Origin of the sequence: Nostoc sp. (genome assembly GCF_036919555.1) — a bacterium.
Classification (GTDB): Bacteria; Cyanobacteriota; Cyanobacteriia; order Cyanobacteriales; family Nostocaceae; genus Nostoc.
The window spans coordinates 1-18,374 of record NZ_JBALCS010000013.1; the positions used below are offsets into that span (position 1 = coordinate 1).

Below are 18,374 nucleotides of genomic sequence, written 5' to 3' on the forward strand. Positions count from 1 at the left end.
CCTCAGTAGCAACCAAATAACCCAGATTCCAGAGGCGATCGCTAATTTAACCAATCTGAGGGAGCTTCACCTCAGTAGCAACCAAATAACCCAGATTCCAGAGGCGATCGCTAATTTAACCAATCTGAGGGAGCTTATCCTCGATGGAAACCAAATAACCCAGATTCCAGAGGCGATCGAAAGTTTGCTGGAATTGGAAACACTAGATTTACGGGGAAATCCGCTTCCTATTTCACCAGAGATTTTAGGATCTTCTGATAATGTTGGTTCAGTTAAAGACATTTTCAATTACTTGCGATTACTCCGTAGCGGTGAAGTGCGTCCACTCAACGAAGCCAAACTCTTACTCATCGGACAAGGCAGCGTCGGTAAAACATCCCTCATTGAGCGACTAATCCACAATAAATATGATAAAAATCAACCCCAAACCGACGGACTCAATGTAGAAACTTGGAACGTGCAGGTCAATAGCAAAGACATCCGCCTGAATGTTTGGGACTTTGGCGGACAGGAAATTTATCATGCCACCCATCAGTTTTTTCTGACTAAGCGCAGCCTCTATCTCCTCGTTTGTAATTGTCGCACCAGCGAAGAAGAAAACCGCATCGAATATTGGCTGAAACTAATCGAAAGCTTCGGGGGAAAGTCCCCCGTGATTATCGTTGGCAACAAAAAAGACGAACAACCCCTCGACATCAATCTCAAGGCGTTACGCGAAAAATATCCTAACATCCAAGCGATTATCGAAACCTCCTGCCAAAACAATATCGGCATTGATGAACTTCGCACCGCTATTTTGCAGGAAGTTGGCAACCTCAAAGAAGTCTACGGCCTTCTACCCTTGACATGGTTTGAGGTTAAACAACAACTCGAATCCATGACTGAAGACTTCATCAGCTACAATCGCTACATCGGCATCTGCCACCAAAAAGAGATTCCCGAAGAACAAAACCAAGAGCAACTAATCGACTTGCTGCATCGACTTGGCTTAGTTCTCAACTTCCGCGATCATCCCATCCTCAAAGATACCAACGTCCTCAAACCCAACTGGGTGACAGAAGGTATTTACGCGCTCCTGAGCGATGAAAACCTCAAAACTAAAACCAAAGGCATTTTCACCCCCGACGATCTCACCCGCATCCTCAATCCAGAGCGCTACCCCACCAAGCGTCACAAATATCTGATCGAACTAATGAAGGAATTCGAGCTTGGCTTTGAACTAGAATGTGAGCCACCACAATTCCTGATTGCGGGACTTTTGCCTAAAGACCAACCAGACGAAACAGAACTCGACGACCGAACCCTGGAATTTCAATACCATTACAAAGTTCTCCCCGAAAGCATCATCTCCCGCTTCATTGTCATCACCCACGAAAAAATTCATAACCAAATCTATTGGCGCAGTGGCGTAATGCTTGCCTATCAAGAAAACAACGAAATCTACAACATCGCTCGGATCAAAGCCGATCCCGAAGACAAAAAAATCTTCATCACCATTAGCAGACGTAAAGAAACCCGCCGCTTATGTCTCGGCATTCTCCGCGATGTGTTCCAAAAAATCCACAAAAGTCTTCCCAATCTCGAAATCACCGAATGGGTTCCCGTCCCCAATCACCCCAATGATCCGCCCCTTGACTACCAAGAACTTCTCGGACTTGAGAGAATGCGCGTTGTTGAATATCCAATTGGTAAACTCAACATAAACATTAATATCCGTCAACTTTTAGATGGCTATGAATCACTAGAATCGCGTCAAAAAATACCAGAAAGCGATCGCTTTACAATTGTCAACCAGATTTACAATAATAACCAGCAAGGAGAATATAAACCTATGACAGAAAACACAAACAACTTTCAAGGCGCAAACATCGGTAACTTTGCCAAGGAAGTCAAAGACAACGCCAGACAGCAAGCCTCTAACTTCAACCAAACAAGCGGCGCAAACATCAGCGAAATTCTGCAACTGATCGGCAACCTGCGCCAAACTGCCGCCCAATTCCCACCAGATGACCGCGAAGGTATCATCATTGATATTGATGATGTAGAAGTAGAAGTTCAAAAGCCAGAAAAAGAACGCAATTTACGCAAATTCCAAATCCGTCTACTAGCTTTACTAACTGCTGCTACTGTAGTCGCTGCCCCGATCGCAAGTATGACAGATTTTACAAAGAATGTTCTGGAAATAGGGAGCAAATTAGGCATAGAACTAAAGCTTCCCTCTGCTAAATAGACTTTGCTAACTCCAGGGGCGATCGCAAATTCAAGTTTTACAGCTATTAAAGAACAAATAAGCGATCGCTATTCATCAATAACTTTTAGAGGATGTTTGAAAAGTCATGATTGATGTATCAGATATTTTTTACCCCACCCTAACCCTCCCCTTATAAAGGGGAGGGAACCGGATTTTCTTATTTCCCCCCTTTATAAGGGGGGATTAAGGGGGGTAATAATTCGATTAAAATCACAACATACCACTTTTCAAACAACCTCTAAGGCGATCGCATAGCTTGAAATGATGCCCGCCTTTGATTTGATGAGAATTGAACTAGCGCTCGCCGAAATAACAAATGGGTTCCCCGAAATAACAAATGGGTTCCCCGAAATAACAAATGGGTTCCCCGAAATAACAAATGGGTTCTCCGAAATAACACAACCCAACCTACGAATCAAGGCATTTTTTGATTTGGCAAAGGTATTGTAAATCAGCTATTGTTCAACTGCTGAGTAAACGCTTGATGTTCAACTGAAGTTAGTCCTTTGTGCAATACTGCCAACACCTGTTGCATATTTACCACAACTAATGCTGAGACATCAAGCCACAATCCTGGAAACACTTGACTTTCAATTATTCCTGACGTATTTGGTATCAATGCCACATATTCACCATCCTGTAAGCTGAACCAACTAACAGTACTTTCAAAAACCTGCCAAACAATATATTCCTGAATGCCATTACGGCGATAGGCGCGTTTTTTCTCATGCAAATCTTTGCTAGCACTGCTGGCGGCAACTTCTGCTACTAATTCTGGCGCATCTTCCACGTAACCATCAGCACCTAAATAAAACAATCTGCCATAGGCTGCATCGATTAATAAAATGGCATCAGGCTGGGGTTCGTTATCTAAATCCAGCCGCACAGTTGGATTATCGCCCAGTCTGACACCGGGCGTAGCTACTTTATAATTTCCCAGCCAAATCATCAAATTACCATGTGTTTCGGCGTGGGCTTCAAAGCGCAAAGGTGATGTCACGTAAACGACTCCTTCAATCAATTCGGCTTTCTTGACATTCGGCATGGCATTGTAGCGACGCTCAAACTCTGGACGAGTGAGGAGATCGCCACTCTCAAGAGGCGGAATGTAGGACGGAGAATTGTTTGGAGTCGGATGTTGTCCAGACGTGTTGACCACGAAAGCAGGCGGTAGAGGTGGTTGAATTGATTGTATCGTAACCTGAGTTCGGGATAAATAGCAGTAAAATTATTGAAAATAATTAGCATTAATTCCGACCATTTACTAGTCGCTAACTATGACTATTACCCTAACGCCGCAACAGGAAAGAGAACTTTGGGCAGAAGCTAAACAAAACAGCCAGCAAAACTTATCAGAGCCTTATGAATCCTATTGTCAAATACCCAGGCAACTGGGTAAAGGATATACGCGAAGCATAGAAGTGCATCCCCAAGTGTGGCTGGGGATTGGTAACTACGAATACTACGATGAGATACTGGAACCAAGCTGTGAATGCGTTCACCCTTTGGAATTTGCTGTCTGTCTTTCAGGAAAAATAACAGATGAATTTGGAGGGCAATTAGGAGAAGGATACACACTCATTTCAGGTGGCGGCATTCAACGAAAGATGACTTTTTTGGATTCTCAAACGCATGTGGATATTGGCTTTAGTATGCCTCCTGAGTTGTTGGCAACCTTTTTCCCGACAGGAGACGGAGAAATTTCACCGCAACTACGTTTTTTGGCAAAAGGTAACGAGTGGCAGACATTGCTCTATCCAAAAACCACAACAGCAATACAGAGAGTGGCACAGCAAATAGTCAACTGTCCTTACCACGGGATGGCGAAGCGTTTGTATTTACAGGCGAAGGTGCTAGAGTTAATGGCGTTGCAACTTGCCCCCTTCTTAGCTGAACAAGCTGGAGTGCAACCATCACCAAGATTAAAGAATACAACGATCGCTTGCATTCATCAGGCTAAGGAAATTTTGCTCTCTCGTCTAGAGAATCCGCCATCGATACTAGAATTGGCGCAAATGGTGGGGGTGAGCGATCGCACTCTCCTGCGTGGTTTTAGAGAATTATTTAACACAACGGTCTTGGGCTACCTGACCAAAAAACGTATGGAGCTAGCACAGCAATGGTTACAGCAAAGCGATGATCGCACTATAAAAGAAGTCGCTAATTTACTGGGCTACACAAATCCTGTTCACTTTGCTGCTGCATTTAAACGCCAATTTGGGATCACACCCAGCGAGTGTATGTTGGGCAAAAAGTCGGTTAGGCGATGATGTGGCGGTTTTTTGTGGCTAGACATGACACCTATTGTCTCTATAAGATACACTCCAGTCTTATTAATAACTGTTGTCATTTATAGGACTTACGGATTCAGATCCCCCAACCCCCTTGACAAAGAGGCTTTAGAAGTTCCTCCCTTGTCAAGAACGGTTAGGGGTGATTTTCAGTGCGTAAGTCCTAATTTAATCAGAGTTGGTTCGGTGGAGTGTGAGGAATAATTTTGAAAATTCAGCGATCGTTGTCTAATACTTCGCTATGGTTAGTAATAAGTTTTCTGCCTTTGTTGATGGCAGAATCTGTACGGGCAGAAGTGAAACAGAATGAACAAACAGTAATTACAAGAATTAAGCGATTGAGCGAGATTGAACGCCCAGCCACCAATGTTAGCGAGTTGTTTTCTCAATCGTCAACACCTTCAAGTGAAGTCGTGGAAGTGACGGCAGTGAAGGCAAATCCTACCGCCAAAGGTGTGGAAGTGATTCTACAAACTACCAAAGGTCAGCAGTTACAAATTACGAATCGCAGTGCTGGTAATAGTTTTATTGCTGATATTCCTAATGCCCAGCTGCGCTTACCATCAGGCGAGGCATTTACATTCCGTTCCGAAAAACCACTTACGGGAATTACTGAAATAACAGTCAATAACTTTGATGCCAATACTATCCGGGTGACAGTCATAGGTGAGCCAAGCTCACCGACAGTCGAGTTATTTGACAGTGATGAAGGTTTGATTTTCGGGTTGACAACTGCTGCATCTACTGCACAGCAGCCACCAATTCAACCAACACCTCAAGTCAAGTAGAGCAGCCAACAAACCAAACTCAGCCGAAGCAACCATCAGCGCCGGATGGTCAGCCAATTGAACTAGTGGTGACAGGGGAACAAGATGGATACAGTGTACCAGATGCGACCACTGCCACCAAAACCGATACACCCTTGCGCGACATCCCGCAATCAATTCAAGTTGTACCCCAACAGGTACTCCGCGACCAACAAGTCACCCGCTTGAACGATGCTTTGAGAAATGTTCCCGGTGTGACTACAGTATTTGGATCACCTGGGAATAGCGAAGAAAGTTCATTTACCATTCGGGGCTTTGAGTTTGCGAATCCGCTCAGGAATGGTCTGGCAGATCCTTTGGGTGGACGCTCACTGGAACTCTCCAATATAGAGCGAGTGGAAGTCCTCAAGGGTCCGGCTTCAGCTTTGTTTGGTAATGGTAGTCCTGGTGGCACAGTCAACTTGATTACCAAGCAGCCCCTCGCCACTCCTTACTATGCCCTTGAAGCAACTGTTGGAAGTTACAGCTATTATCGGGGCGCTATAGACCTGTCTGGGCCTTTAAACGATGACAAAACAGGGCTGTATCGACTGAATGTGTCTTATAAAGATGCAGGCAGTGTTATCGATTTTGCTCATGATAAAAATCTACTCATTGCCCCAGTTTTTAGTTTTGCAATTGGTGAGCGAACAAAACTAACTCTGGAAGGAGAGTATATAGATGCAGACACCAATCGATTGTCGCTACCAGCCGTCGGCACTGTACTACCTAACCCAAATGGGAAAATACCACGCAACCTTAACACGAGTGGACCTAACAGGAGTGACAATTATGTTCATGAAGACATTGGTAGAATTGGATACACCTTAGAACACAAATTCAGCGACAACTGGTCATTAAAAAACGCTTTTCGAGCAGAGCTTTATCATTTTGAAACCGGCAGTTACTTTTTTACTAGTCTCAACCCTGATAACCGAACACTAAATCGAGGATTTGGTGTAACAATCTTTGATACCGAGGCTTACAATCTGGCAACAGACATCATTGGCAAATTCTCAACTGGCTCCATCCAGCATCAGTTGGTGTTTGGATTTGACCTGAGTAGAAATGATACTAAATCTTCCGATACTGATAAGGATGGTACATTCCCCATTGACCTGTTTAACCCAGTGTATACCCAACCCTCTGGTGAAAACTTGAGTCCTGTAAAACAGTCCTATCTAACAGAGGCACTTGGTATTTATGTCCAAGATCAGATCGCGCTGAGTGAGAATCTGAAGTTGCTGTTGGGTGTACGGTTTGATGCCTTTAAAGAGACGGATGGAGATTTGGTAGCAAACACCGAAAGCAGCCAGTCAGGAGACGCGTTTAGCCCTCGTTTCGGTATTGTCTACCAACCAATCCAGCCAATTTCACTCTATGCCAGCTACAGTCGTTCCTTTACCCCATCGATTGGAACTAGCTTTGATGGCAGCCTTTTTGAACCAGAACGTGCCACGCAGTATGAAGTCGGGGTTAAGGCAGATTTGAATGAGAGAATTTCTACAACACTTGCTTTCTATAATCTGACTCGCTCCAATGTCTTGACTGAAGACCCAAATCATCAAGATTTTTCGATTCAAACAGGTGAGCAGCGCAGTCGGGGTATCGAATTCAACATTGGGGGTGAAATCTTACCCGGTTTGAATGTGATTGCAGGTTATGCTTACACGGATGCCACAATCACCAAAGACAATACTTACACACCAGGTAATTATCTCAACAATGTCCCAAAAAATAGTTTCAATTTGTGGACGAAGTATGAAATTCAATCTGGTAGTCTCAAAGGACTCGGCTTTGGTTTGGGATTATTCTATATAGGCGAACGGCAAGCAGATTTAGAGAATAGCTTTCAGTTGCCGAGCTATTTCCGTACTGATGCTGCTATTTTCTATAAACAAGGACAGCTTGGCGCACAGCTTAACTTCAGAAATCTGTTTGATGTGGATTATTTTGAGTCTGCTAGGAGCATTTTGCGTGTTTATCCTGGCGAGCCGTTCACCGTGCAGGGCACGATTTCGTGGGAGTTTTAATAATCTGTGGGGAAAGTAAGGGAATGGCGGGGTCAATCAATTTTGGATTTTAGACTTCGGCGTGAGGGCTATATTTAGAGGAGGTCAAAAACAGTAGCCTAAATCTTCTCTTAGTCCACGGAGGTGGACGAGAGTTTGTGTAGTCGCGAATTCTATTCGCCCAATACTTTTCAAACATCCTTTAACTTCTCCCACTGTTTATCGATATTACTCATACGCCTTCTGAATACGTTAAAAGTTTTGTCATGTTTGCTAGAGTGCTGTAGGAAATCGCTTCACATTCAGTTTCTCAAGCCATCATTACCAACTATGAGCCAAATAGCTTAGGCGTAGCCCGTCGTAGACATCGCTCAAATTCAAATACTAATTGTCAAAGTTTGAGCGTTTGCAGCAAATGCTTAAACTTTGATAAGTAATGTTTAAGCGTTTGCAGGAAATGTATAACTAATTGTCAAAAATGCTTCATATTTTGCAACAAATGCTCTTTAAACTATAAGTAATGCTTAAGCGGTTGCAGGAAATGTATAACTAATTGCAGCAAATGCTTTATACTTTGCAACAAATGCTCTTTAAACTATAAGTAATGCTTAAGCATTTGTAGTAAATCTATAACTAATTGCAGCACATACTTCATACTTTGCAATAAATGCTCTTTCATTTATAAGCAATGCTTAAGTCATTGCAACAATCATTGTAATGAAATTATAGTAGGAACAAAAAATTCAGTTCTATCCAAATAAAAGCCCATCCTGAAGCTTACAGGGTGAGTTTTTTTGTGTTTCACTGGACGCATTACAGCGCCAGGACTGAGCAGATCAATTGATGAGCAGTTGTGGGGCGTTGCTAAATAAGTGCAAAAAGGACATAAACTTTTTGATGGTAAAACTGGCAAAAGAGGTGGTTATGGCTAAATTTCTTTTTGTAACTGACTTGGATGACACTCTCGTGTATCGCACGGTGGGCGATGACAGCGCTTTACCAGAACTAAATCAACTGCTGAAGAGACATCGCCAAGAATACGGTACGAAAATTGTTTATTCTACTGGGCGATCGCCTGTACTTTACAAAGAACTCCAAGCTCAAAAAAATCTTTTGCAACCCGATGCTCTTGTCCTCTCTGTGGGTACTGAAATTTACCTTGATGGTACTGATACTCCAGACTCAGATTGGTCAGAAATCCTCTCTCCGGGATGGGAACGGGAAACTGTATTATCTATTACTGAAAAATATTCTAAGTTAGTTCAGCAACCAGATTCAGAACAGCGTCCCTTCAAAGTGAGTTTTTTCCTACAACAAGAAGCATCTGCAAATGTTCTCCCACAACTTGAAGCGGAGTTGCAGAAATTTAAATTAAATGTAAAGTTAATCTACAGTAGCGATATTGACCTTGACATTGTACCCCATAGCAGCGATAAAGGTCAGGCAATGCAGTTTTTGCGCCAAAAGTGGAAATTTGCAGCAGAACAAACAGTTGTCTGTGGTGATTCAGGTAATGATATTGCTTTATTTGCTGTAGGCAACGAACGGGGAATCATTGTGGGGAATGCCCGAAAAGAGTTACTCCAATGGCACGATGAGTATCCCTCTGACCACCGCTACCTGGCAAAAGGTTTTTGTGCAGGTGGAATTATCGAAGGATTAAAATATTTTGGCCTCTTGTAATGATTAGTTATCTAAAAGGTATAGTCGCTGGTATCCAAACAATTGGCGCTAATCGCGTGATTCTGACTTTGGAAGTGAATGGCTTGGGGTATGATTTGCAGGTTCCCCAACGCCTAGCAAACCAGTTACCAGAGTCGGGAGGAGTGGCACAAATTTTTACCCATTTCCAAATTCGGGAAGAAGTGCCGTTACTATATGGCTTTGCTTCGCCAGCCGAACGAGATTTATTTCGCCAGTTGCTGACTGTCACCGGTATTGGTGCAGCCTTAGCGATCGCACTATTGGACACTCTGGAACTACCAGATTTAGTCCAAGCAATTATCGCTGGCAATACCCAAATCTTAATTCAGGCTCCCGGTGTCGGCAAGAAAATCGCCGAACGCATCTGTTTGGAACTGAAAAGCAAATTAGTCGAGTGGCGCAAATCAGCCGGGTTCTTCGTCGCCACAGGTGGCCCAGCACCAGGAATTCTCGAAGAGGTGCAAATGACCCTCTTCGCCTTGGGATATACTGCCCATGAGGTAAGTCACGCCCTGCATGTGGTGAGTGAAGATATCGGACTACCCAAAGATGCCTACGTGGAAGATTGGATTAAACAAGCGATCGCTCATCTCAGCAGCGAACAAGTTTAATAGTCATTAGTCATTAGTCCTTTGTTATTCTTCCCTTGCCTCCCCTGCCTCCCCTGCCTCTCTACTCCCCACTCCCCCCATGCCCACTGACCCTTATGCTTGGCTAGAACAGTCCTTAGCAACAATTCATCAAGCAGATTGGTATCGTTCAGTACAAACAATCCACAGTCTTCCGGGTGCAACTGTGGTTTTAGCTGGACAAGAGGTAATTAATTTTGCCAGTAATGATTATTTGGGACTTGCAGGGGATCAGCGCTTAATCGCAGCCGCGATCGCAGCGATCAAAGAGTTTGGCACTGGTAGTACTGGTTCTAGATTACTCAGTGGGCATCGAGAATTACACAGTGAGTTAGAACAGGCGATCGCATCTACCAAACAAACAGAAGATGCCTTGGTATTTAGTTCCGGGTATCTAGCCAATTTGGGTACAATTACCGCTCTGGTTGGCAAGCGTGATTTAATTTTCTCTGACCAGTACAATCATTCCAGTCTGAAAAATGGGGCGATTCTCAGTGGTGCAGCAGTTGTGGAATATCCGCACTGTGATCTTGCAGTATTAAAAACCCAGTTGAGTCAACAGCGCCAAAACTACCGACGCTGTTTGATTCTGACTGATAGCGTCTTCAGCATGGATGGCGATTTATGTCCAATACCCGCACTGTTGGATCTCACTGATAAATTTAGCTGTATGCTGCTAGTTGATGAAGCTCATGCCACTGGGGTGCTAGGAAAAACTGGCGCGGGATGTGTCGAACATTTTGGATGTACGGGAAAGCAGTTAATTCAAATTGGTACCTTGAGTAAAGCTTTGGGTAGTTTAGGCGGGTATGTGGCGGGAAGTAGCGCCCTAATTGACTTTTTGCGGAACCGCGCACCCACTTGGATTTACACCACTGGGCTTTCACCTGCTGATACGGCGGCAGCCTTAGCAGCAATCAAGATAGTGCAACAAGAACCGCAACGCCGTGCCCAATTGTGGGAAAATATACATTACTTGAAAAATTTACTGCAACAACAGTTACCTAATCTAAAATTGCTGCGATCGGAATCAGCCATATTATGTTTTCAATTGTCCAGTGCCACAGATGCCCTTAAAGCTGGAAAACAGCTAAGAGATGCTGGCATTTTTGCTCCAGCAATTCGTCCCCCCACAGTCCCCACAAGTCGGATCAGAATATCTTTAATGGCAACTCATGAAGCAGCACATATTGAAAAATTGGTAGCAGTGCTGAAAGATATCTGTTAATTCGTGAGTTTCCAAGTAGAGCATTTTATTAATTTGTAGTAGATTCTCTGAGTGATCTTACTCTGCGGTAACGTTTAAATTTCAACCCTCAATTGCCACGATTTTACGCAAAACTGTATGTATTACAGCATAATTCAAGTATTTGAACCACATCTGTCGTAGGGGCACAGCATTGCTGTGCCCTTACTGCGTGGTCTATTTACCTGAAAATAGCTGTAATACCATTTCACTTTAATAATGATACAAATAGGTTGGTAAAGGCATGGCAATGCCATGCCCCTACGAGAAATCTATGTGTATCAAGGTTATCGTGAAATGGTATAAGTAAGTGGGCGTCAATATTAAAGGTTTCTAGTAAAGGCTTTAGCCCGGAAAATATGACTGGAGATGATTACTACGAACCAATTTAATTAATTTTATATCGCGTAATATAGTTTGATTTATTCTTACCCACTTACTGATAGCAAGGGTGCATCTCACTCACTTTTGTAAAAATATCCTTAGACCTAACGAATGGAATTCCCGCACCAGTTCCTTCAAGTTGCGGATTTGTGGCTTTCAATTTTTACAAATTAAACAGGATTGCTGTATATAAAATTAACCATAATTTTTTACCTTTCATAGTACATTGTTGAGAAATTGGCTTCTAACAAAAGGAGTTTTTAAAACTAAAGAAAAATCTATCTGTGGATAAGTTACTAAAATTTACAAACTAGCTTAGGGTATGTAGAGCCTCTGCAATAAGTATTGCTTCTTCCAAGACATTTCATGCCCTATATTAATTATTCCCAATTACTGCGTTATGGCATTGTTGTATTAATTGTCGCACTTGCATTAGTGCTAATGTTGATACTAGACCCCTGCTTAAGCATGAATGGAACTCCTTTTCTGCTGTTTTTTAGCGCTGTAATGGTGAGTGCTTGGTATGGTGGTTTGAAGTCAGGGCTGTTAGCAACCGGCTTGTCTGCGTTACTGAGCGATTACTTCTTTCTCCCCACAGCTTATGATCTGAGTTTTGACTTATCCAATTTTGTGCGAATTGGATTGTTTGCATTACAAGGATTGCTCTTTAGTATCCTATGTGATGCATTAAAGACTGCTAAAAGAGGCGCTGATGAAAATCTCCAAAAGCTGAGAGTTAGTGAGGAGCGATTTCGATTAGCGTTAAGTAGTTCAGATATCGTGGTTTTTCAGCAGGATCGTGATTTGCGATATCAGTGGATTCATAATCCTCAAGGTCTAGATACTACTGAGGAAATGTTAGGTAAGTCAGATGATGAAATATTTCCAGTTTTAGTAGCAGAACAATTGAGGGCAATTAAGCTGAAGACACTAGAGACTGGTGTTTCAACCCGTGAAGAGGTTTATCTAACAATTTCTGGAGAAGACCGTTACTATGATTTGCTGGTTGAACCGCTAAAAAATGCAGACAATAGCATTCAAGGTGTTACTTGTGCGGCTGTGAATATTACCGAGCGCAAGCAGGTAGAACTCGAAAAAGCCACGTTGCATCAGGAACTCCAGCAAGCTATTAGGCAAAAAGACAAATCCCTGGCGTTACTCAATGCTTGGCTTACTAGTTCACCAGTGGGGCTAGCTTTTCTCGATACTGAACTGCGCTACATTCATGCTAATGAAGCCCTTGCCGTTATCAACGGTGTACTGCAAAGTCAACATATTGGCCGCACCATTAGGGAAGTACTACCGGAATGGGCAGAGCAAATCGAGCCTATATTTGAGCAAGTGATGAAAACTAGGCAGCCCTTGCTTAACCAGGAAGTTAGCGGTGAAACCTATCCGCCTGGGGTCTATCGTTATGGTCTTGTCAGCTATTATCCGGTGTGTTTAACGGATGGGCAGTTATTGGGAGTGGGCATTAGTTCAATTGATATTACGCAACTGAAACAAACTGAGCAAGCACTGCGGAAAAGCGAAGCGAAGTTTCGCAGCGTGGTTGAGTCAAATATGATTGGTATTGGCTTTTGGGATAGAGACGGCAGCATCACAGATGCTAACGATACCTTGCTGAATATGGTGGGTTATTCTCGTGAAGAATTAGTTTCTGGAAAACTTAACTGGCAAAACTTGACTCCTACAGAATATCTGCCACTTGATGAGCAAGCACTGACTCAATTTCAAGACAGCCCCTTTTGCACCCCCTATGAAAAGAAATATATCCGTAAAGACGGCTCACGCTTGCCGATTTTGGCAGGTGCTAGCCATTTTGAAGGGACTGTAGATCGAGGAGCTTTTTTGATCCTAGATATTACTGAGCGCAAGCAGGCTGAGGAAAGACTCGGATATATCGCCCAAATTAGTAGTTTACTCTCTAGTTCGTTAGATTATGAACAAACTTTACAACAGATCGCTAAAATATCAGTTCCCCAGCTAGCTGATTGGTGTAGCGTTGACATTTTAAATGAAGATGGTTCCATTCGCCGCCTACCCATTGCCCATGCAGACCCATCCAAAGGGGACTTGGCGCGTAAACTTGAACAGTATATCCCAGATCCCAAGGGTGCAAATGCGTTGGCTTTGCCCGCCTTCGGCATCGCTAAGGTACTGCAAACTAGGCAACCAGAATTAATTTCAGAAGTATCTGACTCGCTATTGGTGGCGACTACTCAGAATCACGAACACTTAGAACTAATTCGGCAAATCGGGATCAAGTCTTTGATGATTGTGCCTTTAATCGCACACCAACAAATACTCGGCTGCATCACCTTTGCCACAGCAGAATCAGAGCGTCGCTACGATCACTCTGACTTAACTTTAGCAACAGATATTACCCATCATGCTGCCTTAGCAGTGGAAAATGCCCAACTTTATCGAGATATCCAGCAGGCTTTTGTCCATTATGCCGAATCTCTATCTCTTCTAGATGCGCTACTAGGAGCTGCTCCTGTTGGTGTATGCTTTTTGGATCGGGAACTCCGATATATCCGAATTAATCAAGTTTTCGCTGATATTAATGGTTTGACCATAGAAGAGCATCTCGGACGCAAATTTGGGGAAGTGTTGCCAAAAATGGCGGCTGAGTTTGAGCGGCAGTTTCAGCGCGTGTTGGATACTGGAGAACCCCTAGTAAATATGGAAATTAGCGGTGAGACAAGGGGACAACCCAAGCGTTACGGCTACTGGCTGGGCAACTATTACCCAGTCAACAACGCAATGGGTGAAACGGTAGGAATTGGAATTATTTTGGCAGATGTGACAGCAGCAAAGCAAACAGAAGTTGCCTTGCGGGAAAGCGAAGAAAGGTTTCGGGCAATGTTCAATCAGGCAACTGTCGGCATTAGTTTAATAGCCTTGAATGGACGATTTATTCAGGTTAATCCTGCCCTATGTGAGATTACTGGATACAGCTATGAAGAGTTAATCGAGATCAACTTTCAGGAAATTACCCACCCTGAGGACTTAGAAGTTGATTGGGAGAATGCTCGGCGAGTTTTGGCAAAAGAAATTAGTGGTTATTCTTTGGAAAAGCGCTACATCCGCAAAGATGGTTCTATAGTTTGGGTAAACCTAACATCATCAGCAGTTTGGGATGCTAAGGGACTTGCAAAGTATGCATTAGGCATTATTGAAGATATTAGTGAACGCAAACGAGTTGAAGCCACACAAAACTTTTTAGTCGAAGCTAGCACCTTATTAGCTGCCTCATTGAATTATGAAATCACCTTGGAAAGTGTGGCACATCTAGCAGTTCCTACCCTAGCTGACTGGTGTATTGTAGATGTTTTCCAGGCAGATTGGTCAAGTAAACAAATTGCGATCGCAATTGCCGATCCCACAAAACTAAATACTTTAGACGAAATTCGACGGCGTTATCGACCCAAAAGCAGAGCCAAACAGCTGATGCAGCAGCTACAGTTGGGAATATCTGTCTTTTATCCCGAATTATCTGAATCTCATCTTGTGCAGATGGCTCAAGACGACGAACATCTGCAATTGCTGCAAAGTCTGGGTATTCATTCTCTAATGGTGATTCCAGTTCGTTCCCGTGGGCAATTGTTTGGAGCAATCTCTTTTTTTACAGCCGAGTCAGGTCGCTACTACCAACAAACAGACTTGGCTTTAGCAGAGGATATTGCTCGTCGGGCGGCGACAGCCATCGACAACGCCAGACTTTACCAGGAAACTCAACAAGCAAAACAGGCGGCTGAACGGTCTGTCAATCGCACAGTACTTTTACAAAGAATAACTGCTGCCCTCTCGGAAGCGCTAACTCCCCAACAAGTGGCTGATGTAGTGGTGAACCAAGGAATTGCCGCCTTGTCAGCCACTGCTGGTTCTGTTGTCTTACTCGCCGGAGGTACTACCCTGAAAATTGTGCAAGCAATTGGCTATCCGCAATCGCTCATAGATAGTTGGGCAGATTTTCCGATCACTGCACCTAACCAAATAGCGGAAACAGTCAGAACTAGGCAGCCGATTTTTTTAGAAAATTTAGCAGCCATGATTGCTAAATATCCGAACTTAGCAGATGTTGTGACTCTTACAGGGAATAATGCCTGGGCTTCCATTCCCTTGATAGCAGAAGGCAAAGTAATTGGGGCACTGGGATTAAGCTTTGCCACTGCCCAAATATTTAACGAAGAAGACCGGGGATTTATATTGACAATTGGGCAACAGTCTGGACAAGCGATCGCCCGCGCTCAACTTTACGAAGCCGAAAAGACTGCCAGGGCACAAGCCGAGACAGCCAACCGGATTAAAGATGAATTCCTCGCTGTCCTTTCCCATGAACTCAGAACTCCCCTGAATCCGATTTTAGGGTGGGCAAAGTTACTCAGAACTCGCAAATTTGACGAAGCCACTAGAATCCGGGCTTTGGAAACAATCGAGCGGAATGCAAAGTTACAAACTCAACTGATTGGAGATTTACTTGATGTTTCCCGAATTTTACAAGGTAAAGTCAGGTTAAATCTGTATGCAGTGGATTTGAAAGTAGCGATCGCATCTGCACTAGAAACGGTGCGTTTAGCAGCAGAAGCTAAATCAATTGAAATAAAAACGGTACTGAGTAATCATATCGGCAAAGTTCTCGGCGATAGCGATCGCTTGCAACAAGTGATGTGGAATCTCCTCTCCAATGCCGTTAAATTCACACCCACAGAAGGACATGTAGAAGTGCGTCTAGAGCAAGTTGGATTAGATGTCCAAATTCAGGTGATTGATACAGGTAAGGGAATCAGCCCGGAATTTTTGCCCTACGTATTTGATTACTTCCGACAAGCAGATGCCAAGACAACCAGAGTATTTGGCGGACTGGGATTAGGATTAGCAATTGTGCGTCATCTAGTAGAACTTCACGGTGGTACAGTTCAGGCAGAGAGTCTGGGAGAAGAACAAGGAGCTACTTTTACAGTCAGGCTACCTTTACTCAAAAATTCTGAGTTGCGAGTCAGCAGTGATGAGGCTTCTGAACCAGAACTCACCACTGAGGAGACATTACTTGCTGGAGTGCAAATTCTGCTTGTGGACGATCAACCTGATGTGCGAGAGTTTTTTAGCTTTGCACTGGAACAATATGGAGCGACTGTAACGGCAGTTGAATCAGCAACCGAAGCGCTGGAAACATTAGCTCAATCAAAGCCAGATATTCTGTTAAGCGATATTGGAATGCCCTTGATGGATGGGTATATGTTGCTGCGCGAGGTGAGAAAATTACCGCCAGAGCAAGGTGGACAAATTCCCGCGATCGCTTTGACTGCTTATGCTGGAGAAATTAACTACAACCAAGCAATGGCCGCAGGATTTCAAAAACACCTACCTAAACCCGTCGATCCTGGGGAATTAGCTACAGCGATCGTTAATCTCATTCAGCACAATCAACTTTGATCTGACTTTTCACGTCAGAAAAACCAACGCGAAACCTAACCCCCTAATACAACACGGCGTAAATAAACCACCCATTCCAAATTCATGAAACGCATCGGCTGTATTTATTTTGAATTGTTGTTTGCTCAGTCTTGAGAACGATTTCGAGGGAACAGGTAGGCGATCGCAGCGTAACCCGAAAGACTGAGTAAACCTACCAAAAAAACAGCCAGAATAAAAGTAGACATAATATTATACTCTATGCATTTCCAAAATCTCGACATCCATCAAAAAAATAAGATTTCGGATACTTTCAAATTAGCAATTGCGTATGACACAGCCGTGACTAGCTTATGTCAATCCCTTGTATCTCAAAGGTTTTGACCAATGATTCCTTGATGGTACAGACCAAGCGGATTTAAACGCGAGAATCAATCCCTTCGGCTTGGTGCAGTCACTCATGGGGGAAACCCCCAAGATTGCGCCGCGCTGCTTCAGCAAAATCCAAAATCTAAAATCCAAAATTGTTTGACTCAACTCAAGCTAAAGGCAGGAAAAACCGAAAAGTACTACCAGCTCCCAATTCACTTTCTACCTGAATCTGACCGCCTTGTAGTTCAATTAAACGACGGGAAATAGTTAAGCCAATACCAGTGCCTCCCGAATGGCGATCGCGCGATTGGTCAGCTCGCCAGAAGCGTTCAAACACATGAGGCAAATTTTCTGGAGCGATCCCAATACCTGTATCCATAACCGCAATCCAGAGTTGAGATGCTTCAATTCCAGCATGAATGCAAATTAAACCTTCATGAGTATAACGCACTGCATTACCTAACAAATTAACCAATACCTGTTCTGTGCGGTCAATATCTGCCAATACAGGAGGTAGCACAGATGGACATTGTAAGAGCAGAACTGGCCCATCTTCTAAGAGTTGGTCGGTAAATTTCTCCACTAATGATTCTAACAACGGACGCACATTTACCCGTTGGATATTAATTGGTAGATAACCAGCTTCTGCTTTAGACAGTTCTTGTAAATCGTTCACTAACCGCTCTAAACGCCTAGTTTCTCTAGCTAAACGCCGATAGATTTCAGGAGACGCTTCAATTTGTCCATCAGCCAGTTCTTCCAAGTAACCGCGCACAACTGTTAACGGTGTTCGTAGTTCATGGGTCATGTCTCCAATCACTTCTCGCCGCCGCGCTTCAACCCCTTCTAAACTAGCTGCCATCCGGTTGAAACTAGCACTCAGTCCACTGAGTTCTGGAATGTCAGACACAGGTAGTCGGGCATCCATCTGACCAGCAGCAAATTTTTGAGTGATTTGTTCCATCTCCGTCAATCGCTGCATAATCCGTATGGACACCCAGTAACTCAATCCTCCGGCGGCGGTGGTGCCGACTAAGACTGACCAAATAGTGCTTCGCTGCCAAGCAAGCTCAAATCCTGCAACCAATTCAGTACGGACATCGATTAAGTCGAATCCCTGATTTTCTAATCGCTCCAAATGCAAGACAAACAAGCGGGGAGAAGAGATTTTGCTGATGCTTACCAGACTAGCTACCCCCACGAGCATTACTACTAAGTGGGAAAAAAATAGGCGCGTTCTCAGCCCCATCTTCATAAT

Annotated in this window: 10 protein-coding genes; 8 read left to right on the forward strand and 2 right to left on the reverse strand. The window is 43.6% G+C overall.

The features are described from left to right. Positions 1-2,230, forward strand: a 2,230-nt coding sequence (locus V7K36_RS05380) for a COR domain-containing protein (RefSeq protein WP_335113817.1), incomplete at its 5' end; no start/stop codon positions are given. A 472-nt stretch (positions 2,231-2,702) separates the two neighbouring features. On the opposite strand, the gene V7K36_RS05385 is transcribed toward V7K36_RS05380, so the two are convergent. Continuing rightward, positions 2,703-3,410, reverse strand: coding sequence for a Uma2 family endonuclease (locus V7K36_RS05385; protein ID WP_335113818.1), 708 nt, complete (start codon positions 3,408-3,410; stop codon positions 2,703-2,705). A gap of 118 nt (positions 3,411-3,528) precedes the next feature. Between V7K36_RS05385 and V7K36_RS05390 the strand changes: the two genes are divergently transcribed. From V7K36_RS05390 to V7K36_RS05420, 7 genes are all read left to right on the forward strand, one after another. Beyond that, positions 3,529-4,521 (forward strand): helix-turn-helix transcriptional regulator, encoded by a 993-nt coding sequence (locus tag V7K36_RS05390; RefSeq protein ID WP_335113820.1) that lies wholly within the window; start codon positions 3,529-3,531, stop codon positions 4,519-4,521. A 227-nt stretch (positions 4,522-4,748) separates the two neighbouring features. After that, complete coding sequence (locus tag V7K36_RS05395; protein ID WP_335113822.1) at positions 4,749-5,330, forward strand: AMIN domain-containing protein; 582 nt, start codon at positions 4,749-4,751, stop codon at positions 5,328-5,330. Between the two features lie 65 nt (positions 5,331-5,395). Then, a complete protein-coding gene (locus tag V7K36_RS05400; RefSeq protein WP_335113824.1) occupies positions 5,396-7,381 on the forward strand; it encodes a TonB-dependent siderophore receptor in 1,986 nt (661 codons plus the stop codon). 903 nt (positions 7,382-8,284) lie between these two features. Further along, positions 8,285-9,043, forward strand: a complete 759-nt coding sequence (locus V7K36_RS05405) for a sucrose-phosphate phosphatase (protein ID WP_335113826.1) — start codon at positions 8,285-8,287, stop codon at positions 9,041-9,043. Then, positions 9,043-9,675, forward strand: coding sequence for a Holliday junction branch migration protein RuvA (gene ruvA, locus V7K36_RS05410; protein ID WP_335113828.1), 633 nt, complete (start codon positions 9,043-9,045; stop codon positions 9,673-9,675). The genes V7K36_RS05405 and ruvA overlap by 1 nt, the downstream gene beginning before the upstream one ends. A 79-nt stretch (positions 9,676-9,754) precedes the next feature. Beyond that, on the forward strand, positions 9,755-10,921 hold the full coding sequence (gene bioF / locus V7K36_RS05415) for an 8-amino-7-oxononanoate synthase (RefSeq protein ID WP_335113830.1): 1,167 nt from the start codon (positions 9,755-9,757) through the stop codon (positions 10,919-10,921). Between the two features lie 768 nt (positions 10,922-11,689). After that, complete coding sequence (locus V7K36_RS05420; RefSeq protein ID WP_335113832.1) at positions 11,690-16,765, forward strand: PAS domain S-box protein; 5,076 nt, start codon at positions 11,690-11,692, stop codon at positions 16,763-16,765. A 517-nt stretch (positions 16,766-17,282) separates the two neighbouring features. Here V7K36_RS05420 and V7K36_RS05425 read toward each other — a convergent pair. Further along, on the reverse strand, positions 17,283-18,371 hold the full coding sequence (locus V7K36_RS05425; protein ID WP_335113834.1) for a sensor histidine kinase: 1,089 nt from the start codon (positions 18,369-18,371) through the stop codon (positions 17,283-17,285). Positions 18,372-18,374: the final 3 nt, after the last annotated feature.

What these genes read in the sequence shown, in the direction of transcription:
- V7K36_RS05390 (WP_335113820.1), top strand. Translation starts at nt 3,529, where the DNA reads ATGACTATTACCCTAACGCCGCAACAGGAAAGAGAACTTTGGGCAGAA.
- V7K36_RS05405 (WP_335113826.1), top strand. Translation starts at nt 8,285, where the DNA reads ATGGCTAAATTTCTTTTTGTAACTGACTTGGATGACACTCTCGTGTAT.
- ruvA (WP_335113828.1), top strand. Translation starts at nt 9,043, where the DNA reads ATGATTAGTTATCTAAAAGGTATAGTCGCTGGTATCCAAACAATTGGC.
- bioF (WP_335113830.1), top strand. Translation starts at nt 9,755, where the DNA reads ATGCCCACTGACCCTTATGCTTGGCTAGAACAGTCCTTAGCAACAATT.
- V7K36_RS05420 (WP_335113832.1), top strand. Translation starts at nt 11,690, where the DNA reads ATGCCCTATATTAATTATTCCCAATTACTGCGTTATGGCATTGTTGTA.
- V7K36_RS05425 (WP_335113834.1), bottom strand. Translation starts at nt 18,371, where the DNA reads ATGAAGATGGGGCTGAGAACGCGCCTATTTTTTTCCCACTTAGTAGTA.